General features: G+C 49.3%; 18 protein-coding genes. 7 read left to right on the top strand and 11 right to left on the bottom strand.

Translation table 11 applies throughout. The annotated features are described in order from the left end of the window. Positions 1–2 precede the first annotated feature (2 nt). Entirely contained in the window at positions 3–425 is a 423-nt protein-coding gene (locus C5O19_RS01840) for an EamA family transporter (RefSeq protein WP_104709658.1), read from the top strand. Here C5O19_RS01840 and C5O19_RS01835 read toward each other — a convergent pair whose 3' ends face one another. From C5O19_RS01835 to C5O19_RS01820, 4 genes are all read right to left on the bottom strand, one after another. Further along, positions 426–926 (bottom strand): hypothetical protein, encoded by a 501-nt coding sequence (locus C5O19_RS01835; protein WP_104709657.1) that lies wholly within the window; start codon positions 924–926, stop codon positions 426–428. 116 nt (positions 927–1042) lie between these two features. Beyond that, positions 1043–1645: an LURP-one-related family protein gene (locus tag C5O19_RS01830; RefSeq protein ID WP_104709656.1), complete on the bottom strand. Its 603-nt coding sequence runs from the start codon at positions 1643–1645 to the stop codon at positions 1043–1045. Between the two features lie 130 nt (positions 1646–1775). Next, the gene (locus tag C5O19_RS01825; RefSeq protein ID WP_104713792.1) at positions 1776–2990 is read right to left on the bottom strand and encodes a pyridoxal phosphate-dependent aminotransferase; all 1215 of its coding nucleotides are present in this window, start codon (positions 2988–2990) and stop codon (positions 1776–1778) included. A gap of 204 nt (positions 2991–3194) precedes the next feature. Further along, complete coding sequence (locus C5O19_RS01820) at positions 3195–4073, bottom strand: bestrophin family protein (protein ID WP_104709655.1); 879 nt, start codon at positions 4071–4073, stop codon at positions 3195–3197. 313 nt (positions 4074–4386) lie between these two features. On the opposite strand from C5O19_RS01820, the gene C5O19_RS01815 reads away from it, so the two are divergent. Further along, positions 4387–7704: a S41 family peptidase gene (locus tag C5O19_RS01815; RefSeq protein ID WP_104709654.1), complete on the top strand. Its 3318-nt coding sequence runs from the start codon at positions 4387–4389 to the stop codon at positions 7702–7704. A 166-nt stretch (positions 7705–7870) separates the two neighbouring features. Further along, entirely contained in the window at positions 7871–9049 is a 1179-nt protein-coding gene (locus tag C5O19_RS01810) for an acyltransferase family protein (RefSeq protein WP_394341758.1), read from the top strand. A 55-nt stretch (positions 9050–9104) separates the two neighbouring features. On the opposite strand, the gene C5O19_RS01805 is transcribed toward C5O19_RS01810, so the two are convergent. The 3 genes from C5O19_RS01805 to C5O19_RS01795 all read right to left on the bottom strand — a co-directional run bounded on the left by C5O19_RS01805 (position 9105) and on the right by C5O19_RS01795 (position 11163). Further along, positions 9105–9779, bottom strand: a complete 675-nt coding sequence (locus C5O19_RS01805; RefSeq protein ID WP_104709652.1) for a pirin family protein — start codon at positions 9777–9779, stop codon at positions 9105–9107. A gap of 5 nt (positions 9780–9784) precedes the next feature. Next, positions 9785–10264, bottom strand: a complete 480-nt coding sequence (locus C5O19_RS01800) for a hypothetical protein (RefSeq protein ID WP_104709651.1) — start codon at positions 10262–10264, stop codon at positions 9785–9787. 182 nt (positions 10265–10446) lie between these two features. After that, entirely contained in the window at positions 10447–11163 is a 717-nt protein-coding gene (locus C5O19_RS01795; RefSeq protein ID WP_104709650.1) for a dioxygenase family protein, read from the bottom strand. A gap of 146 nt (positions 11164–11309) precedes the next feature. Between C5O19_RS01795 and C5O19_RS01790 the strand changes: the two genes are divergently transcribed. Beyond that, positions 11310–12350, top strand: coding sequence for a methyltransferase (locus tag C5O19_RS01790; protein WP_104709649.1), 1041 nt, complete (start codon positions 11310–11312; stop codon positions 12348–12350). Positions 12351–12407: 57 nt separating this feature from the next. Here C5O19_RS01790 and C5O19_RS01785 read toward each other — a convergent pair whose 3' ends face one another. Together C5O19_RS01785 and C5O19_RS01780 are read right to left on the bottom strand one after the other, a co-directional pair. Then, entirely contained in the window at positions 12408–13172 is a 765-nt protein-coding gene (locus C5O19_RS01785; RefSeq protein ID WP_104709648.1) for an OBAP family protein, read from the bottom strand. A 637-nt stretch (positions 13173–13809) separates the two neighbouring features. Continuing rightward, positions 13810–14841, bottom strand: a complete 1032-nt coding sequence (locus C5O19_RS01780) for an LLM class flavin-dependent oxidoreductase (RefSeq protein WP_104709647.1) — start codon at positions 14839–14841, stop codon at positions 13810–13812. 327 nt (positions 14842–15168) lie between these two features. On the opposite strand from C5O19_RS01780, the gene C5O19_RS01775 reads away from it, so the two are divergent. Next, positions 15169–16515 carry an NAD(P)/FAD-dependent oxidoreductase gene (locus C5O19_RS01775; RefSeq protein ID WP_104709646.1) on the top strand — a complete coding sequence of 449 codons (1347 nt, stop codon included), beginning with the start codon at positions 15169–15171 and terminating at the stop codon, positions 16513–16515. A gap of 129 nt (positions 16516–16644) precedes the next feature. Here the strand turns inward: C5O19_RS01775 and C5O19_RS01770 are convergent, their stop codons facing one another. Next, positions 16645–17481: a sugar phosphate isomerase/epimerase family protein gene (locus tag C5O19_RS01770; RefSeq protein WP_104709645.1), complete on the bottom strand. Its 837-nt coding sequence runs from the start codon at positions 17479–17481 to the stop codon at positions 16645–16647. A 391-nt stretch (positions 17482–17872) separates the two neighbouring features. Between C5O19_RS01770 and C5O19_RS01760 the strand changes: the two genes are divergently transcribed. Next, on the top strand, positions 17873–19294 hold the full coding sequence (locus tag C5O19_RS01760; protein WP_104709643.1) for a DUF6600 domain-containing protein: 1422 nt from the start codon (positions 17873–17875) through the stop codon (positions 19292–19294). 107 nt (positions 19295–19401) lie between these two features. Here C5O19_RS01760 and C5O19_RS01755 read toward each other — a convergent pair whose 3' ends face one another. Beyond that, positions 19402–20271: an AraC family transcriptional regulator gene (locus C5O19_RS01755; RefSeq protein WP_104709642.1), complete on the bottom strand. Its 870-nt coding sequence runs from the start codon at positions 20269–20271 to the stop codon at positions 19402–19404. Between the two features lie 140 nt (positions 20272–20411). Here C5O19_RS01755 and C5O19_RS01750 point away from each other — a divergent pair, with 140 nt between their 5' ends. Continuing rightward, positions 20412–20990, top strand: coding sequence for an RNA polymerase sigma factor (locus tag C5O19_RS01750; RefSeq protein ID WP_104709641.1), 579 nt, complete (start codon positions 20412–20414; stop codon positions 20988–20990). Positions 20991–21012 lie beyond the last annotated feature (22 nt).

The following is a 21012-nucleotide window of genomic DNA, read 5'->3' as shown; positions in this document are numbered from 1 at the left end:
GTATGTGGATCGTATTCGCCTTGCTGGCGGCACTCTCGGCCGCTATTGTGGTTATTTTCTCAAAGATTGGAGTCAAGGACGTCGATTCAAATCTGGCCTTCGCTATTCAGTCCGTACTCATCATTATTGTAGCCTGGAGCGTAGTCGCCTGGCAAGGTAGCCTTAGTCAGGTTACCCGCATTGAACGTCGTACCTGGGTCTTTCTGATTTTAGCTGGCATCATTACCTGTCTTTCATCGCTGTTCAGCTTTCGGGCTCTCAAGCTCGGTGATGCAGGAAAGGTTTCGCCCATTACGAACCTTTCCTTCGTACTGGCTCTAATTTTCGGTATCGTTTTTCTGAAAGAAAAAATCAATTGGGTCGTAATTGCCGGAGCTGTACTCATGGCCATTGGCGGCGTTATGATTGCCACCGCCCGCGAGTAGTTACTGAATGAGCAGATCGCCGTGGCCCTTTCGAACACAGGTACCGTCGATGAACTTGTAGTACATCCGAATGGTATCCTTAGGAGCCGTAGCTTTTACATTGATCAGTGAAACGCCGGTGAAAACCGTGTCGCGGGAAAGAATTACTTTGAAATCCTGATCGACCAGTCGAATCTGTATGCGAGTTGCGGAATCTTTCTTTACATACAGGCTAAAAATACCATCGCTGGGATTGGGGTACGCGAATATGTTGTGCGTATGCGGAGTTGTGCATAAGGTTTCGTTAGTGGTTGAAAACAGCTTTTCCTCCTGTTCTACCCAGGTATCGTTGAATTTCCAGTCGGTTGAATCCGTACTGATAATGATGCCACTAGCATTGGTTCTGGTGATGCCGGTAAAGTAAATCTTTTTCGGTTGCTCAGGTTTTTCGATTTCTGGGTCTTTATCTTTTTTACAGGCAAAGAATACTAGGGCGAGTAGCAAGTAATGGAAGTTTTTCATGGTAGCGGAAAGGTTATGGGTTTAGAACCCGGGCTGAAACTAAGGGTATGCCTCTGGATTTACAAGTCAAATCGGTTTTACCTTCGTTCAGCCCTTCGCTTCCAGTAGCTACTTAATTACCGCTCTTTTAGCACCATATCAATGGTAATAGCGGTTGAAACAATCGCCATTTTCCTCCGATCTTCCACCACAGATTCGTTGATGGACACTACGTATTTGTCGGCGGAGGTAAATAGTTCCCGCATGGCTCCGTTCCATTTTTTAGAGATCGTCCCGATCACTTGCCCCTTGGGATCCGTAATCGTGAAATCCCAGGCTTTCCAGTCACCATTAATTTCCGCAACTACCTGCCCGTATTCATCCGTAATGATGAATCGAGGTTTGAAGAGTTTAAATTTCTGCTGAATTGAACCCAGCTTAACTCCCAGAGCATCGGTAATCGTAATGCTTGACATAAAAAAGGTCCAGCCCCGATGAATGGTGGTCTGTACAACGCCCTGGTTGTCCAAAATTTCGAGCGTAAACGGCATCATCTTTTTTATGTCGCCGAGTACGCGTAAAATCTTATGAAACGTAGAGACCCGCTGCTGAATCAGGCCCATCGCTTCACCCGTATCACTAAATACCTGATACGCGTTTGAGAATTTGAAAAGACCTACTTTTTCGTCAATCAAGAAAGTGTTACAGTCAAAAAACTTGGAATAGCGGGGGGAGGACATTTGAGAGATCAGGAAAGTTCTTGCAAAGAGAAGAGGTTGAGTGTACGCATTCCTTGCCGAGGGGGCGTAAGAAAGCCTGCAAGGTTTCCCTTGCAGGCTGTACGCAAACAGGCAATAAAATCCAAAAATCTTAGTTCAGTCGGGCTACGGCTGCTTTGATACGATCACAAGCTTCGGCGAGTTGCTCATCGGCCGCCGCCGTTGAAATCCGCATGCAGTTCGGAGCACCGAAACCGGAACCCGCCACCGTGGCTACGTGAGCCTGATCGAGCAGCCAGTTGCAGAAATCGTCTGAGTTATTAATCGTCGTAGTACCGTCTGATTTTCCGAAATACGCACTGATGTCGGGGAAGGCATAGAATGCTCCGTCGGGTACATTGACTTTGAATCCGGGAATTTCTTTCAGCTTACCAACCACCAGTTCACGACGACGCTGATAGGCTTCCTTCATTTTCTTGGCGTCATCCAGAGGACCGTTAAAGGCCGCTACCGCCGCTTTCTGGGCGATGGAATTCGTACCCGAAGTCACCTGACCCTGTAGTTTTTCTACGCCGTCGGCAATCCATTTGGCGGCTCCGATGAATCCGATCCGCCAGCCCGTCATGGCGTGGCCTTTGGCTACTCCATTTACGGTAATGACGCGATCCTTAATTTCAGGAATCGAGCCGATACTGAAATGGCCTTCCGCCGTGAAGTTGATGTATTCGTAAATTTCATCAGCCACGACAAATACGTTTGGGTGACGAGCCACAACCTCGCCAATCGCCCGCAATTCGGCTTCCGAGTATACGGAACCCGTCGGGTTGTTAGGCGATGCAAACATGACGACCTTGGTTTTAGGCGTAATGGCGGCTTCGAACTGCTCGGCCGTAACCTTGAAGTTATTTTCAAAAGCTCCGTCAATTACCACGGATGTACCTTCGGCAAGCTTTACCATTTCGGAGTAGCTTACCCAGTACGGAGCGAAAATGACGACTTCATCACCGGGGTTTACCAGTACTTGCAGCACGTTGGCCAGCGAGTGTTTGGCTCCGGTTGAAACCACGATGTTTTCGGGTTTCCAGTCAATATTATTATCACGCTTCAGCTTATCGGCAATGGCTTTCCGCAAATCGGGATAGCCAGCAACGGGCGAATAACCGTGGAAACCATCGTCGATGGCTTTCTTGGCGGCTTCGCAAATGTGTTGCGGGGTTTTGAAATCGGGTTCACCCACAGAAAGGCTGATGACCTTGTGTCCTTGGGCGGCCAATTCGCGGGCTTTTTTCGTCATGCCCAGCGTCGATGACTCTTCCAACGCGTTGATACGGTCGGCTAGTCTCACTTCCAGTTCTGCCACTGCCATTTGAATACGTAATTTTTGATTAGAATAATCCTGTAATTGCCACGGGGCAAAATCGGCGGCAAAGGTACGTGTTTTCAACGCAAGAACGTACTACAAACTGGCTGATTTTTAATGAGAAGCTTAATTATTTACGAGACCGCTAAAAAAAGCTTTCTTGTCTTGAAAAAATGCGAAAATAAGTGCTCACATATCCTCCTACTTTCTTCATAATAAATCGCCAATTGCCTTACGTATACCCGTTGAAATATCATCGGTTGGTAAATCATTGTAATCCTTGCCAAAGGGGTCTTCGATTTCCTCCGCAATTTCCTCTAAACTGGACAGTACGTAGAAAATAAAAAGTACCATCGGGATCACGGAGTAGTGGAGCGTAAGTACGTAGCCAAAGGGCAGGGACAGACAGTAAATGGAAATGAATTTCTTGAGAAACAAACTATACGAAAAAGGAATCGGCGTCTTTTTGATCCGTTCACAACCGCCCAGAATATCAGTAAACGACTGAAATTCGGGATTGAGTACCAGCAAATGTTCGGGTCGGATGACGCCTTTCTGGTACAGCTCATCCATCTTACTAAAAATCCGCATCGCCATCTGGTTGGGTACGTGCTGTTGCGGATTCAGATCGGCGGGGTTAAAACCAGGAGCGACTTTGAGGTCTTCCGCTACAAAGACGCCGCGTAAGTGGTTTTTCAGCGAGAAGGCGTAGTTCGGAATCATGTGTCGGAAAAAAGCCCGATCATCTTCCTGATCATTGGGGATGATATGGGCCAGTTTAATGGCCAGATTTCGGGAATTATTCACCAGACTCCCCCAGAGCTTCCGCCCCTCCCACCAGCGATCATACGCCGAATTGGTACGAAAAACCAATAAGAGCGACATGACAAAACCCAGCAGTGAATGAGCCGTAGCAATACTTCTCAGGTCCGAATCCGGGCCGGGATGCCAGAATTCGAGCACCAGCACGGCAACGATTGTTGTATAGACCGTCATGCCAAGCAGAAGTGGAGCCAACCGGTGAATGGTTTCTGCTTTGTGAATGCGAAAGACGGCTTTAAACCAGTCTTTGGAATTATACTCAACCATGAAAGGGTTTTGAGTTTAAGGGTTATGTTGATTTCGCGTGTTCCGCTTTGCCAGCCTAATCATCTTCAGGATTTGTATTCAATCCCGCGTCATTTGATTGCTAAAAAAATCGTGGCGGCTTATGGTAAATCCACGGGTACAGGTTTAAAACCTTGTACTTGTCTTCGTTCTTCTTCAATCAAACCCCTCCACATTACCCTACGTCTTACCATCCATCCGTGATTCACTAACAACTATCAACCAATCACACCAAATACAACCGTAAGCTACTAATTTGCATCATACATTTCATACGACACCAATTTCCTCCTCCATGCGTCATTTACTCCTGACGGCTCTGGGAGCTTTACTTCTGGCTCAAAGCCCGGAATTAAAAGCCCAGAATTCCAACGAAACCTTACTGGTTCGTCAGCCCACATTATCCAAAACGCACATTGCCTTTACGTACGGAGGTGATCTCTGGATTGCCAATCGGGATGGTTCGCAACCCCGCCGGCTTACCGTAGCTCCCGGTACAGAAAGTGGCCCTTTGTTCTCTCCTGATGGACAAACCATTGCCTTCACCGGTACGTACGACGGCAACGCCGACATCTATACCATTTCGATCAATGGCGGTGAACCCAAACGCGTAACCTGGCACCCCAGTGCGGATGTAGTCCGTAGCTGGTCGCCCGATGGTAAACACCTGTTGTTCACGTCAACGGCCAATTCAACCACGCCCCGCTATCCGAAGCTCTTTACCGTATCGCTCAATGGAGAATTACCGCAGGAATTACCCATTATCATGAGCGGAAACTGGGCCAGTTATTCCCCCGACGGTCAGACGATTGCGTATACAACCATTACGGATGCCTTCAACACCTGGAAACGCTACCGGGGCGGGATGACGACGCCCATTCGTCTGGTGAATACGAAAACGATGGATTCGGAACTGATTCCGCACGTGAATGCCTCGGACGTTCAGCCCGTGTGGATTGGTTCGAAAGTCTATTTTCTTTCGGATCGGAATCGAATCATGAACGTGTTTGAATTTGATCGTTCGACTAAGCAGGTCAAGCAAATCACGCAGTACACGGATTATGACGTCAAAACGCTGACGGGTAACGGATCGGAACTCGTCTTTGAGTACGCCGGACGTCTGCATACCCTGGAGCCTTCTTCGGGTAAAGCTACCCCGGTACCCATCAGTATATCTCCCGAAATTCTGGCTTTGCGACCCACCTGGAAAAATGTTTCCAACATGATTCGGAATGCCAGCCTTTCGCCCAGCGGTGTACGCGTGGCGATTGAAGCTCGCGGCGACATCTATACCGTTCCGGCAAAAAAAGGGGATTGGCGTAACCTGACGCACAGCGATGGTACCCACGACCGCGACCCGATCTGGTCACCCAAAGGAGATAAAATTGCTTACGTATCCGACGCTTCCGGCGAATACCAGTTGCATTTGGTGGATCAGAAAGGCGAAAAAGAGCCGGAAGTTATTTCGCTGGGCGAGCCTTCCTTCTATCGCCTGACGGAGTTTTCGCCCGATGGCAAGAAAATCCTGTATCAGGACAAGAAGCTGAACTTGTGGTACATGGATCTGTCGGCGAAGAAACCCGTTAAAGTAGCGACGGACACCTACGGACCCAGTACCAATCTGGAGGGACATTTCTCGCCCGATGGCAAATGGATTGTGTACTCCGAAAAGCAGGTCAATTACCTCAATACTGTTTTCCTGCACGAAATCGCAACGGGCAAAGCAACGGCCATTACCGATGGTAAGAGTGATGCCGGTAATGCAGTATTCAGCCGGGATGGCAAGTACGTATTCTTCACGGCCAGCACCAATACGGGTACAACCGTAAGCGGGTTGGACATGAGTGCTTATGATCGGCGGGTGACGAGTAGTATGTATGTGGTGGTATTGAATGCGAAAGATCCTTCCCCTTTCGCTCCGGAATCGGACGAAGAGAAGGTTTCTGACTCGGAAAAAGGTAACGATGAGAAGAAAGCAGACGAGAAAAAGTCCGATAAAAAAGACGACAGTAAAAAAGATAAAAAGTCCGACGCCGCGAAGAAAGACGAGCCCAAGAAAGATGAGCCGACGCCGAAAGTCGTCGTGGATTTGGAGGGCATTGGCCAACGCATTCTGGCACTCCCTATTCCGACGGCTGCTCTCGGTAATCTGGCCGTAGCCGATGGGGGTAAACTGTTCTACGTTAATTACGGCGACGCGGTAACGGCTCCATCCCTGAATCGGTTTGATCTGAAGGAACGTAAGTCTGAACCCTTCCTGCCGGGCGTGGCGGGGTACACGCTCAGTGCTGATGGCAAAAAACTCCTGTATTTTTCGGGCGGCTCGAATGTTGGTATTGTAGACGTGGGTGGAAAAGTGAATCCGGGTGATGGCAAAGTAGACGCCAGCGGCTTACAGGCACTGATTGATCCCCGCCACGAGTGGAAGCAGATGATCGACGAATTCTGGCGGATTGAGCGGGATTACTTCTACGTACCCAACATGCACGGAGCCGACTGGAAAGGTGTGAAAGAGAAGTACGCGAAATTTCTGCCGCACGTCGCTCATCGTTCCGATCTTAACTATCTGATTGGCGAGATGATGGGTGAAATGGTTGTTGGACACAATTACGTATCCGGGGGTGATTTTCCGGAAGTAAAACCCATTCAGATTGGCTTACTGGGAGCCGATTACGAAACGGACAATGGTTACTACCGCTTCAAGAAAGTGTACAACGGTGAAAACTGGAATCCAAATCTGAAAGCTCCGCTGACTCAGCCGGGCGTTACGGTCAAGGCGGGTGAATACTTGATTGCCGTCAATGGCCGTCCGCTGCGGGCTACGGATAACGTTTATAGTTTCTTCGAAAATCTGGTGGGTAAGCAGGTGGTACTGAAAGTCAACAGCAAACCCAGTGAATCCGGTGCTCGTACGGTAACGGTCGTACCAATTGCCAACGAAACAGGCCTTCGTCAGATGGATTGGGTGGAAGGCAACCGCCGCAAAGTAGACGCGGCAACGGGCGGCAAAGTAGCCTACGTATACCTACCGAACACGGGTTCCGATGGATACACGTTCTTCAACCGCTACTATTACAGTCAGTTGGATAAAGACGCAGTCATTATTGACGAACGTTTCAACGGCGGTGGTTTCGTAGCGGATTACATCATCGATATGCTGAACCGGCCGCTACTGAGCTACTGGAACGGTCGAGAAGGCAAATCCTTTACGTCACCCGCGGCTTCCATTTACGGACCTAAGGTGATGATCGTTAATGAATACGCGGGTTCGGGTGGTGATGCTTTACCGAATTTCTTCCGTCGCCGGAATCTGGGTACCATTATTGGAAAGCGTACCTGGGGTGGGCTCGTCGGTATTTCGGGTTATCCTTCGCTGATTGATGGTGGTTCGGTTACTTCGCCCAGCTTTGGCATCTACTCACCCGATGGTAAATGGGAAGTAGAAAACATCGGCGTAGCTCCGGATATTGAAGTCGAAATGACGCCAAAGGATACGCAAAATGGCAAAGATCCCCAACTGGAGAAAGCCATTGAAACCGTACTGGATCAACTCAAAAAGAATCCGGTGAAACGTCTGGAAGCACCCGCTCCGGATAACCGGGCCAGGGATTAATTCTGATTACTGGTTTTATTAAAGGCAAGGCTCACCGAGTGGTGAGCCTTGCCTTTTTTTGCTGAGCTGCTTACCGCCAACGATTTAGTAGGAACGTAGTATCCCCCCACCCTTTTCTTCTATCTTAGCTCAGCAAACCATTCCCTCTTCATAAACCTATTGTATCGTGTCAGTTACTACTACTTTTCCCAAAGGTCGACTCCTGTCGATGGATGCCTACCGCGGCTTTGTGATGTTTTTGATGATGGCCGAAGTATTACAACTGAGCCAAGTCGCCGAAAACTTCCCTGAAAGTACTGTTTGGCAGTTCCTGGCGTATCACCAAAGTCACGCGGAATGGCTGGGCTGCTCGCTCCATGATCTTATTCAGCCTTCGTTTTCGTTTCTGGTAGGCGTGGCTCTGCCTTACTCACTGGCCAGTCGCATCAGTAAGAGCGAACCTTTTGGACTGCAGTTTGCTCATACGCTGCGTCGTTCGCTGATTTTAATCTTGCTGGGCATTTTCCTGCGATCCATTGGCCGTTCACAAACCAACTTTACCTTCGAAGATACGCTAACTCAAATCGGTTTGGGATACCCCTTCCTGTTCCTGATTGCTCAACGCTCGTTACGTACGGGATGGATTGCTTTGGGAGTGATTTTAGTAGGGTACTGGCTGGCGTTTGTGCTCTACCCCGTTCCAGCCATTGATCCCGAACGTGTCGGCGTACCCGCTGACTGGCCTTATCATTTTACCGGCATTGCCGCTCATTTCAATAAAAATACCAATCTGGCCTGGGCCTTCGATACCTGGTTTCTTAACCTGTTCCCTCGGGAAAAACCTTTTCTCTACAACGGGGGTGGATACGCCACTCTGAGCTTTATTCCGACGCTGGGCACGATGGTACTCGGACTACAGGCGGGTCGCTGGATCCGGGCTCAGTCGGCGGGCTTACTCAAACGCTTTCTGATGATGGGTGTTGCCGGGTTAATACTCGGAAGTCTGTTATCTGTAACCGGCCTTTGCCCCTCCGTCAAACGCATCTGGACACCCTCCTGGGTGCTTTTCAGTGGGGGTTGGTGCTTTCTGTTACTGGCGTTATTTTATTATTTAATTGACGTAAAAAGCTGGCAACGCTGGAGCTTCCCCTTACTGGTCATTGGCGTAAATTCCATTGCGGCCTACTGCATTGCTCACCTGTTTGAGCATTTCATTGCGGATTCCTTTCGTACGCATTTTGGCCCCCATGTGTATCAGTTTTTAGGAGAACCCTACGCTCCCCTACTCCGTGGCCTGATCGTACTGCTGGGTTACTGGCTGATTTTGTACTGGATGTACCAGAAGAAATTGTTCATTCGAATCTGACCTAAAAAGGTCGCTGGCCTATTGGTTACCAGCGACCTTTTATTAGCATGACCTTCTAAACTTCGACAATCAGCACAATAGCTCCGGAAGAAAGGGCTTCAAATTCGATTGAATCCGCATGTTTCAATGCTAATCCATCCCGACTTTCCAGCAGTCGGTTTTGCATTTCAAAAGCCCCTTCAATGCAAAAAATGAATACACCTTTGGCTGGATCGGTGAGCGTATACTGACCTTCCGCCCGCCCATCGTACTGCCCGATGTAATAGAGTTGATCCTGACTAATGGGTACCAGCTGATTACCCGGGCTCAACTCGAACGACTGGCTGGTGAGGCGATACGCATCCGTTTTCTGATGAATCCAGATTTGCAGGAAATTGATCAGCTCCTCCTCATACGGATTAGCAATTTCATACGAAAGCGAATTGGGAGTGGCCACCTCCAAGGTTTGTCCGGCGGCAACAAACGCATGACCACCCATCTCGTCGGTGTATTCAATGCCCCCTACCAGTGGTAGAATGAGTACGCGGGTATTTTCCTCAGCCTGCATACGCAGACGGGTTCCGGCTTGTAGCGTATCGTCGTTGAGTACCTGTAAGTTACCAAACGGCTGCCGACCTTCCACCTGATACCATCCGAAGTTGAATACCTGCCAGCTTCGCAACCAGTCCAATTCCGTTAGCCCCCGCTGATTAGCCAGGTAGATCTGAGCTTCTACCGAATCCTGTTTCATTCCTCTTATTGAATGGAATGAATATTTAAAAGGGGTTGCAGTGGAATCAGCTCCGTTTCTACGTCCTGCCCGGCCCGCAAAGCCGCCAACTGATCGCCGTAGGCAATAAGCAGATTCGTTCCTACTACGTCAATCCAGGTGAGCGATTCACTATAAAACTCAATCGCAACGGCGTGTTCCTCCTGCGTTCCGGCGTGAGCATTCACGATTTCAAACGTGTATTCCCGAAAGGGAAGCCTCCGCTGGCCGGAGGTATTCAGCACATCGGGTATATATCCCTGCAATTGTTGAATATACGTATGCATCAGATCCGGATCGACCCGTGGTTCCGCTATCAGCACGTGGGTCTGAGACCATTGATTGTCGTACTGCGTTTGTCCGGAAAACTCCTGATACGTATGATCAAACACCTGCCGATCCCAGGCAGCAGTCGAGGCCGCCGTAATCACTTTGCGGTATCTCAGTCGAATAATGCTTTTTCCCATAATTGTTAAAACGTAGCTTTAGGTACGTTGCATCCATCTAAATTGGAATTCCCTCAAACGTACCAGATGTTCTTGCGTCGCAACTTTCTTCTCAGCATAGCAACAGCTTAGATATAGTTACCTAGAAAGGCCTTGAGTTGTTTACTAAATGGCTAGCTGGACGAAAAATCTTCCCGTATGACTTAAGCACTCACTACAATCGTGTGGGTGAGTACGTATCCCGCCGCCACACTACCGGTTACGGTAGCAAGTTCGGTAGCGATGGAGTCAGCGAATACGTTGTCCCGAGCGTTGCTGGTATCCTGCTTACCACGGGTATACAGGTTCGTGGCCGTAGTATATACGGTGTTTGTCACGTCTTCGGGAAATGCAATCTGCGTAACCAGCAATGACTTTCCACTCGAAGTATAGATATGTACGTGAATATGCGGAGCCCGGCCGGAGTACCAGCCCGGGAAAATCGAGGTAAAGGTAACTAGTCCGTTCGCATCGGTCGTTTGCCGTCCCCTCAAAAAGTGTACGGAAGTGAAGTTACTACTTTGCATCCCCGTTCCGCCGTATTCCGAGTAATTACCATCCTTATCGCAGTGCCAGATATCCACTAAGGCTCCCGCTAACGCTCCACACGCATTATTTTTATTCTGAATGTTGATCTTAATCGTAAAGGGCACCCCCGTACGGTCCGAACGAATATCCGTGATCACTAGTGAGCTGGGCGATTTCGTAGGAAATGGACCTTCGGTTTCTGAAGGCGTTGCCGTGCAGCTACCCGACCCCGTTTCAGTACCACTCTCCGGTGTTGTACTATCTTCATCCTTCTTGCAGCTACCCAACAGGGGAGCTATGGCCATGTATCCTAACGCAGAAAATCCTCGTTTCAAAAAGTCTTTACGTTCCATCGTCGTGTTGTATTGGAGTGTTCGATAATGAATACGCAGGCAACGAATCCTGCGTTGCAAGGCCTTTCAACTTTGAGGGAACTGCGGGGATTCCGTAGGTTTGTATACGATTTACTTTTCTAACTATTATCTGGCTTTCTAAACCTATGCAACCAACCCTTGATCTGGCTCCGATTACCCGTCACCTGCGGGCCATGTACGGTTCGCGGCTACTCGTAGCCGCCGTGAATCACCTGAGTGTATTCGAACAATTCGAACACGGACCACTTTCGTTTACCGAATTACAGGCCCGGCTTCAACTCAGCGAGCGTCCCGCTCACGTTCTTATTCCGAGCCTTTGTGCGATGGAAGTGCTGACGCAAACAGCCGAAGGTAAACTTTATCCGTCGGAACTGGGCCAGTACCTATCCCGAAAAATACCGCAAAATCTGATTGGTTACGTGGGTCTGGAAAAAGAGGACCCGGGTGTATTGGAAATGGTGACGCGTCTACAAAACGACGGTCCGCTGGATGCCTCCGAAGGTTTTTCGTACGTCATGGATGCTGATGCTCCATCGCCCATGGATGAACCCGAAACGGCCCGATTGTTCACGCTGGGCCTGGCCGGACGGGCTCGTAAACTTTCCCCAATCGTGGCCGAACACCTCCCCCGCATCGAAGGCCATCTGCTCGACGTGGCCGGAGGTACGGGCTTCTACACGTTCGAATGGTTACACCGCAATCCCTCAGCAACGGCTACGCTTTTTGACCGACCCCAGGTACTGGAAGTTGCCAAAGAACTGCTGGAAGAATTCATTGCTCATACGGGTGATCAGACCATTCGTACCCGTATCCAGTTCCAGGCGGGCGATATGCTGACGGATGCGTTACCCCAAACGGATCTACTGCTGGCGGCGAGTCTTTTTCACGACTGGCCAACGGAAACGTGTCAGGAGCTGGCTCAACGCTTTGCGACGTCCCTTCGCCCCGGCGGTGAATTGTGGGTACACGATACGTTTCTGAACGATACACTCGATGGCCCCAAACCCGCTACTGACTACGGAGCCGCGTTGTTCTGGGGTACCAAGGGTCGCATTTATAGCCGACAGGAACACCGCAGCTGGTTTGAGCAGGCCGGGTTACAGCCCTTACCGACAGAAATTCCTACCCAGATGGAGTACGGACTAATGGCGGCTCGAAAGGCTTAAAGAGCCTGCTTGTATCTTCCCGAAAGGTCTTACGTTTCGGGAAGATACAAGTTATGACTAGTTGAGATGGTGATGTGATAGTACACCCTTATAGTCATCCGTTACCTTTAGCTGACGGATTTCGCCTTTTTCCCAGGCATTTGCTCCGGCCTGAATGGCGGGCGTAGGAATATCCGCACGGTTCTCTTTCTTTTCAGCCGTTGAAATACCAAAGCGTTTGTCGCGGGCCGCTACTAAACTATCCTGCAACTGCCCCTCCTGCGTGAACCCCATCATTACCATCGGATGCCCCATCGGCAATACCAGATCTTTGTCGGTATGCCAGGTATGGAACGTCTTGCCGTAGGTACTTACCAGCTTTTCCATGAGTTCGTGTTCGGCTACTTCCGGAATGCCCGGAGCAATGAGCGTACCCGATTTTACTTCGTGGTGGTGACTATGCCAGAGCTTACGCTCGTCGGCGGGAAGGGTTTTAAAGACCTCTTCGGAGACAATGTACTCCACCCCCATAATCTTCGCATCGGCTCCGTTTCCGTCGAAAATGACGCATTGAATACAGTCATTGTTGATTTGCCGACAGTAGTGGTGGGCCTCCATCTGTCCCTTCATGTCCCCGTTGTAAAAATGAAATCCATCTAGATACATGTCCAGAGCCTTCAGGGGACGTTTGTCCTGTAATAGATCGGCTCCGGCTTCGAGCACTTTGTCTTTGGTCGTTTTCTCCTTGCCCGGCGTCTCCACATTGGAAGGAGTATTCTTACCGCCGCAAGCCAGCAGCAGGGCGGACAAAACCAGCACAGTGGTACAGGAATGAACATTCATAAGATCGATCGGTTGTGTTACGTGGAAGCACCGAACGCCAAAAAAATTATTCCCTGAAAACCAGACACTTATTAACTTTAATCAAGAAAGAGAACGTTTTGTATTAACTAAAAGCACACGGGCAGGTAAGATTTAATGATGATTTATTTTTTGCTATGATAGGAATGTCTTTCGTCCCGCTAAGACAGTTGATCTTTTATTACGTATGCATTGCCTGCCATAGAAGAAGGCTCAGTTTTACGTCGTCCAAGGAAAAATTTGCAACACTTATTTTAAATTAACGATCAAGTATTCCAGCGAATGAAAACATCTCCCGTACCATTGCCATTCCATAGGGGCCCCCATGGAATGGCAATGGAATGACCTACGACAGCCGCAATGCGGTGGCCTAAAGCGGGCTGTCGCCTGCATGGAATGGTTAGTCGTGGAGAGATCCAGCCTGGAAGGCTTAGATGCTACTAATCGGCCTTGTATAAGAGTCCAAACTCAGTCTAGGTAAATGACGGAACTCTAAAAGAGCAACACTTTCTTTGCCATGGAGTAGAAATACGCTACTAGCCAGCTATACCTGTGGAACGAAATTCATTTTATTGCAGAAAATCAACGTTACTCCTCCTATCATTAACTACAAACCCTATCAAAACAACTGATGATTCGTCACCACCGTCGTGCTGAAGGCTTGAGCCAGTAGCTCAAAGGATCGAAGCCGATCTTCAAAATGATACGTCATGGTAGAAGCCATGATTTCATCCAAATCATATTCATTCGCCAATTGCGTAAGTTCCTCCTTCACCTGCTCGGGCGTACCCGAAACGATACGGTCGGCGTGGAAAAAGCGGAGTCGGTCTTCTTCGGCCAATGTAAACTCATAATCCTTAATCGTTTCGTAGTCATCCACCCCTTCAAAACGGCCTTTGTCCATTTGAATCAAGCGGTATTCCAATACCTTCCGCAGCTGTTGGGCTTTTTCTTCCGTATCCGCACAAATCACGAATAGAGCCAGCAAAGCCGAGGGTTCGGGCATGAATTCGGATGGTCGGAAATCCCGCTTGTAGGCCTCCACGATTCGGGGTGCAACCTGCCCGTTGATGAACCGGGCCACGGCCAATCCCATCCCATATTCAGCGGCCAGCTGACTGCTTCCCCCACTCGAACTCAGAATCCACTGGGCCGGAATTGTATCGGCCTGCGGTACGGCCAAAACGGGACCATATTGCGTTCCGGCGGAATCCGTAAAGAAAGTTTGCAGATAATCGAGCTGTTGACGGTAACTTTGCTCACTGAAATCGTTCGACGGATTGAGCAACGCGGACGAAATCCGGTCTCCACCCGGAGCACGACCCATCCCCAGGTCGATGCGTCTAGGAAACAGTGATTCAAGCAAACGGAAGTTTTCGGCTACTTTCAGGGCACTATGATTCGGCAGCATCACGCCACCGGAGCCAATCCGGATTTGCTGCGTTTCGTCCGCCAGTTTTACCATCAGCACTTCCGGTGCTGAACCGGCAATGGCAGCGGCATTATGGTGTTCGGAAACCCAGAAACGAGTATATCCCCACTGATCAGCCTGTCGGGCTACCGTAATAGTCTGTTGTAAGGCATCGCGGGCAGAGCCGCCCTTCCGCACGGGCGACTGATCTAGGATACTAAGCTTAATAGACTTGCTCATGATTTTTTTGCATTATTCCGCTTTCAGCTAAATGCCAATTTTAGTACAATTGGCACTATAAGCCATTAAATACCTCTGATCCTGAACGTAGTATAAAATTTTTTGTTCTTTAGAAAGAAGAAGCTGATTTTTGTACTAAAATTCGATCAGTCTTTTTTTGAATAACAATGAGTAAGAATACGAATCAAGCATGCTAGAATGCTCTTTTTCCCATTTTTAAACCATTAACTCTTAAACGTTTTCAGAGGCCATTCGTTCCGCATGGATTTACGATGTAAATCTGGTTCGGTTTTTTTGGAAGAGAACGTTTGTTCATCGACTTGTCAAATGCTTGATTTAAAAGATCTTTCGCTAAATATTCCAGAAACCACTAAACCCCGCGTGGTCATCATTGGGGGCGGTTTTGGAGGAATTAACCTGGCTCAAAAGCTTCCGGGGAAGCAGTTCCAGGTGGTTATGCTGGATAAACAGAACTATCACGGGTTCTGGCCGCTGCTGTACCAGGTGGCTACGGCTGGTCTGGAAGCGGATGCGATCGCCGAACCGCTTCGGAAGATGTTCGATGAAGATTACGAAGACTTTCATTTCCGTCCGGTACGCGTAACGAGTGTTAATCCAGCCACGAAAACGATCAGTACGCTGATTGGTGACCTCAGCTACGATTACCTGATCATTGCTACCGGTACGAAATCGAACTTTTTCGGTAACGACCAGATCAAGCAGAATTCATTTCCATTAAAGAAAATTACCGATGCCCTGAACCTGCGGAGCCAAATTCTGCAGTGTTTTGAAAAGGCGAATATGACTACGAACGCGGCTCTGCGGCAGAGTTTGCTCAACATCGTTATCGTAGGAGGTGGTCCCACGGGTGTAGAAACGGCGGGTGCTTTAGCCGAAATGCGGAAGCACGTACTGCCCGGTGACTATCCCGGCATGGACTTCACTAAAATGAACATCTATCTGGTGGAAGGCCTTGACCGCGTACTGCCGCCAATGTCGCCCGAATCCAGTAAGAAAACGCAAGCGTACCTGGAGAAAATGGGAGTTATCGTGAAAACGAAAACGCTCGTTGAATCCTATGACGGCGAAGTCGTAACCTTCAAAGGCGGTGAGCAAATCCAGACGCAGACGCTCGTATGGGCTGCTGGAGTAGCGGGTGCCACCCTGCCCGGTATTCCCCAGGAAATCATCCAACGGGGCGGTCGGTACCCTGTGAACCTGTTCAATCAGATTGAAGGCTACACGGATATTTTCGCGATCGGTGATATCGCGATGATGAAGTCGGAGAAGTATCCGAATGGTCACCCCGGCGTTGCTCAACCCGCCATTCAGCAGGGTCAACACCTGGCCAAAAACCTGAAACGCCTGTTGGCTGGACAGGAATTGCAACCGTTCAGCTACTTCGACAAAGGTTCTCTGGCAATTATTGGCCGGGCCCGTGCTGTTGCGGATTTACCGGGTAAAATCACCCTGGGAGGTATCATTGCTTGGTTTGCTTGGCTATTCGTTCACATTTACTACCTGATTGGTTTCCGTAACAAACTGGTCGTATTGAGCAACTGGCTGTACCGTTTCTTCACCTACGAACGTGGTACACGTCTGATCATTCGTCCGTTTATCCGGAAGGGCGATAAGGCTACCGAAACGTTCATGAAACAGCAGGCGGCTGATTAAATTAGCCAGCTAAATGGGTTTGAGAAGGCACCTATACCTTTCATGCCACAGCTTATAGAAAAAGGGTTTTGGAAGCTTTTCCAAAACCCTTTTTTGTGACAGTCAAACTGTTCTTAGGTTAACTTACCATTACTTTATACTTCCCTTCGTATAGATAGTCCGGAAGTTTTTGACACTTTCGGCAATTTCGGGAGCGTTATTCTCCCAGTGGTATTCATATTCCGCCGAAATGGGACCTTTGAATTTCTGGCGTTTCATTTCAGCAATGACGGCCGGAATATCACAAACACCCGTTCCCCAAACGACATCGTGCGTCTTCGGAGCCTTTTCTTCCAGATCCTTAAAATGCATGCCCAATACGCGTCCCTGGAGTTGTTTCAAACACGCTACCGGATTCAAACCTGAGCGTACCCAGTGCCCAATATCCGAGCAGGAACCCAGGTACGGGTTATTTCCAATCACGGCCAGTACGGAGTCAGGATGCCAGTAGTGGGAAGGTTTGGGGTGATTGTGCAAGGCCACGTTGATTTTGTATTGCTGGGCCAGTTTGCCGATATACGGCATTTGCTTCACGTCCGGCTCGGAATTGATGTTCCGAATGCCCATTTCTTTGGCAAACTCGAACAGGGCTTTCCATTCCGCTTCGTCTTTGGCCCGAACTACGCCATACGCTACCAGCGTAATGCCCCGATCTTTAAGCATTTTTTTCACCGCCTGCCGTGTACTTGCATCCATGGTGAAGTTCATGGTACCCGTTACTCCTCCACCAATTTGCTGCGAGGGAAAAGCTTCGACGTATTTCAGACCGCAACTATCAATTTTTCGTAGGGCTTCGGCGAAAGGAAAGAGCCGGAACGAATACGACTGGGCTCCGAGCATCCAGCCTGATTTGGATTCGGGCGTTTTCTGAGCGAACAGACTACTGGCCAGCAACAGGCTGCCCAGGAAGAGTAAGGCTTTTTTCATAGGTCTAGAAATCATCTGAATAGATAGCGGAAATATCGGGAGTATTTTCAAATGCTGTATGTACAGTGGGATATTTTCCCATTGCTCAATGGTTAGCCAGTCCATTGCCTAGGCCAGCAAGCGGTTTAGATTTGGTAAATGGCTTCAGTTTTTAGAAGCAGATACTTCATACAGTATCCTTAGAGTTCTGGAAGGTCATTCCATGAAGCTCTAAGCCATCGATTTGTTAAAAACCATTAATTTCTTCGCCCATACTAAACCCAGGTCCGCCCAACTCATCCAAGCTTCAGTTACAAAAACAGCACAGAATTTAACATTTTTTAGGTAGCTTTTTACACATAAAATGTTCAATTTTAGTGCTTTAAATGAATCGACTCGATTCACACCAGCCATGAAAACAATCCGTATTTTCGCTCTGATCTGCTTCGTTTTTGCTGGCGTAGGCCGCCTTGCCGCCCAGCCCGGCGTAAGCATTTCCTTTGCGACTTTCTATAATGAATTGTCACCGTACGGTGAATGGATTCAGAATCCGCAGTACGGTCAGGTCTGGGTACCCAATGCGGGTCCCGACTTTCAGCCCTATGGTACGGCCGGACACTGGGAAATGACCGAATACGGAAATACCTGGGTATCGGATTATCCCTGGGGTTGGGCTCCTTTTCACTACGGTCGCTGGCAAATGGACCCGTACCGGGGTTGGGTCTGGGTTCCCGATTACGAATGGGGACCGGCCTGGGTAGGTTGGCGAAATGGAGGCGGATACTACGGCTGGGCTCCGCTTGGACCGGGTATGAACATTAGCATTAACATTAACCTACCCTGGAACTACTGGACGTTCGTACCGCAGCGGTACATTTTAAGCCCGCGGATTTACAGCTATTGCGTACCCCGTACGCAGGTGGTAAACATCTATCATAATACGACGATCATCAATAACGTGTATCGGTACAACAACCGCTCTTACGCTGCGGGGCCCCGAGCCTACGATATTCAGCGGGCTACGGGCCGTAACGTGGATGTTCGTCGGGCGGATGATTTCGGTCGTCGGGCTGGTTTCTACGATCGGGGTAGTATGAGCGGCCGGAATGATCGCTTTGATCGGAATCAGGGCCAATGGAATGGCAACAACCCAGGGAGAAATTCGGATAATCGTCCGGTGAACTGGAACAACGGAAATTCTAATACTACCGATTCCCGGCCGACTCCGGACCGCTCGAATCCTAACGTTTATCGTCGCGGCAATTCCGATTATAATGCTTCGTTCGACGCGAACAATCGTCCGAAACGGGAAACGGGGACCAGTCAGGGAAACGGAACCAACCCCTGGAATGCCGATCGGAACGGTGATCGTGGAACTGATCCCACTAATTCCTCCGGAAATGGCCGACCTAACCGCGAAGGCAGTAATCCCTGGAATTCTGATCGTACGGCTGTGCCAAATCCTCAACCCAGTCGCGAGTCTAATCCATTCGGCGGCAGTCGACCTGATCGTGAAGCCAGTAACCCCTGGAACTCCGGTCGTACTACCATGCCGAATAACCAGCCCAATCGCGAGTCCAATCCTTTTGGTGGCAGTCGCCCCGAACGGAGTGTTCCAAACCGGGAATCATTTCCCGACTTCCGGAGTAATCGGCAATCGCCGATGAATAGTCCCTCCGAAGGTCGTTCCTGGGGCGGTGGCATGCGACAATCGTCGCCCGAAGGCCAGGGCGGTGGGTTTTCCAGAGGTGGAGGAAACGCGATGCCCCAGCAAGCTCCTGCCCAACCACAACCGGGTGGCGGTGGCATGCGTTCACGAGGTAGTAGAAATTAATTAGAATTCTTCAGCAGGGTTTATCAAACCTTAGGCGAAGAAAATCAGTTATATAACATCATTGTTTATTGCCGCAAAGCCGTACTTCGCAAGGGGTGCGGCTTTATTTATGCTTTTTGATAGGCCCGGCGGTACTCAATGGGTGTATAACTCGTAATACGTTTGAAATGCCGATTAAAATGCGAGAAGTTAGCGTATCCGCTCTCATAGCATACCTGAGCGACGGGCCAGTCGCTGGAGATCAGTAACTTGCAAGCCTGCCCAATGCGTACCTCCGCCAAAAATTCGGTATAGGTCTTTCGCATCCGACTTTTGAAATATCGGCAGAAGGAAGGTGGGTTCAGGGCAGCTTCGGCGGCAATCTCTTCCAGTGTAATCTTACTGGCAAAATGGGTAAAGGTGTAATGGTATACTTTAGCCAGCCGTTCGGTATCCAGCAAATCGTTCGGTACACCGTAGCCGATACTAGCCAAGGGAACCAAATCTTTCGAATCAGCTAGCAGGCGTAAAATATCCAACAGGCCTACCAGTCGGTACAAGTCATCGCCAGTGGCACATTCCTGCATTCGTTTTTGCACAGCCTGTTGCGTCGCTCCTGTTACTTTCAAACCGCGTTCGGCTTTCAGGAACAGATCGCGTAGGGGCTTCGTCTCGGGCAAGGTATTGAATTCTTTTCCGGCAAAATTTTCGGCGAAATGAATGGAAAGCGAACTACACAACTCCGTATTATCCGGTTTAAAGTAGGCTTCGTCTGAACGCCACAAATGGGGTAAGTTAGCACCTAATATAATCAGCTCTCCCGCTTCAAAAGCCTCCACGTGGTCACCCACGAGCCGCGTACCACTCCCCTGCTGTACCCAGGTAATTTCCAGTTCCGGGTGGTAATGCCAGCGATTGTAGAAAAACGGCTCTACGACCTGTCGCATCCCAAACGAGGCACTTCCTTCGAAATTAAAGCGGTGATAAACGGGTTTCATGATGCTGTGTTTTCAACACTAATTTAAACTAGACGCAAGTCATGCAAATATAGTATCAATTAAAGATAAGTACAGGTAAGTAGTGCATCTAGGCATTGTTGAATTTTGTTCAGTAAAACGAGCAAAACCTAACCTCTACCGTGGTTTCTGATCAACAACTCTGGAATGCCTTACTGGACGGCGATTGTGAAGCGTGGGGCATCCTGTACCGCCGTCAGTACCGCCCGTTACGATCCTGGGCTCTGCGACGCTTTGCTGATTCGGCGATGGTTGAAGATGCACTCCAGGATTTATTTCTGTGGATCTGGCAACATCGCCGAAACCTCAATCGCCATGCTCCGCTGACACCTTATCTGAAATTTTCGCTTCGAAATCAGATTTTAAAGCTCTTACCCGCCAATCACATTTCGCTGAGTCAAGAAACGGACGCCTTTGATCTGATTACGGAAAGTTGCCCCGAAAGTGGATTGATTGAACGCGAAGCCGAAAGTTCCTGGCAACGCTTTACGCGGCAGTCGCTCAACAGCCTGCCCCGCCGGAAGCGTCAGGTCATGGAGCTACGTTACCACGAAGGGTTTTCAATTGAAGAAATTTCAGAACGTACGGGCCTGCAGTATCAGTCGGTGGTCAATGCCGTACAGCTTTCGGTCAGTCACTTGCGGAACCGGGCACTGGAAGCGGGGTATAACTATCAAGTTTTTCGACGAAAATCCCGTTGATTGACATGCTGGACCTAATCTT

It is taken from the genome of Siphonobacter curvatus, from assembly GCF_002943425.1.
Taxonomy (GTDB): Bacteria; Bacteroidota; Bacteroidia; order Cytophagales; family Spirosomataceae; genus Siphonobacter; species Siphonobacter curvatus.
Note: the sequence above shows the minus strand (reverse complement) of the source record. Positions and strands in the feature narration are given on the sequence as shown.

What these genes read in the sequence shown, in the direction of transcription:
- C5O19_RS01840 (WP_104709658.1), top strand. Translation starts at nt 3, where the DNA reads ATGTGGATCGTATTCGCCTTGCTGGCGGCACTCTCGGCCGCTATTGTG.
- C5O19_RS01835 (WP_104709657.1), bottom strand. Translation starts at nt 926, where the DNA reads ATGAAAAACTTCCATTACTTGCTACTCGCCCTAGTATTCTTTGCCTGT.
- C5O19_RS01830 (WP_104709656.1), bottom strand. Translation starts at nt 1,645, where the DNA reads ATGTCCTCCCCCCGCTATTCCAAGTTTTTTGACTGTAACACTTTCTTG.
- C5O19_RS01825 (WP_104713792.1), bottom strand. Translation starts at nt 2,990, where the DNA reads ATGGCAGTGGCAGAACTGGAAGTGAGACTAGCCGACCGTATCAACGCG.
- C5O19_RS01820 (WP_104709655.1), bottom strand. Translation starts at nt 4,073, where the DNA reads ATGGTTGAGTATAATTCCAAAGACTGGTTTAAAGCCGTCTTTCGCATT.
- C5O19_RS01815 (WP_104709654.1), top strand. Translation starts at nt 4,387, where the DNA reads ATGCGTCATTTACTCCTGACGGCTCTGGGAGCTTTACTTCTGGCTCAA.
- C5O19_RS01805 (WP_104709652.1), bottom strand. Translation starts at nt 9,779, where the DNA reads ATGAAACAGGATTCGGTAGAAGCTCAGATCTACCTGGCTAATCAGCGG.
- C5O19_RS01800 (WP_104709651.1), bottom strand. Translation starts at nt 10,264, where the DNA reads ATGGGAAAAAGCATTATTCGACTGAGATACCGCAAAGTGATTACGGCG.
- C5O19_RS01795 (WP_104709650.1), bottom strand. Translation starts at nt 11,163, where the DNA reads ATGGAACGTAAAGACTTTTTGAAACGAGGATTTTCTGCGTTAGGATAC.
- C5O19_RS01790 (WP_104709649.1), top strand. Translation starts at nt 11,310, where the DNA reads ATGCAACCAACCCTTGATCTGGCTCCGATTACCCGTCACCTGCGGGCC.
- C5O19_RS01785 (WP_104709648.1), bottom strand. Translation starts at nt 13,172, where the DNA reads ATGAATGTTCATTCCTGTACCACTGTGCTGGTTTTGTCCGCCCTGCTG.
- C5O19_RS01780 (WP_104709647.1), bottom strand. Translation starts at nt 14,841, where the DNA reads ATGAGCAAGTCTATTAAGCTTAGTATCCTAGATCAGTCGCCCGTGCGG.
- C5O19_RS01775 (WP_104709646.1), top strand. Translation starts at nt 15,169, where the DNA reads ATGCTTGATTTAAAAGATCTTTCGCTAAATATTCCAGAAACCACTAAA.
- C5O19_RS01770 (WP_104709645.1), bottom strand. Translation starts at nt 17,481, where the DNA reads ATGAAAAAAGCCTTACTCTTCCTGGGCAGCCTGTTGCTGGCCAGTAGT.
- C5O19_RS01760 (WP_104709643.1), top strand. Translation starts at nt 17,873, where the DNA reads ATGAAAACAATCCGTATTTTCGCTCTGATCTGCTTCGTTTTTGCTGGC.
- C5O19_RS01755 (WP_104709642.1), bottom strand. Translation starts at nt 20,271, where the DNA reads ATGAAACCCGTTTATCACCGCTTTAATTTCGAAGGAAGTGCCTCGTTT.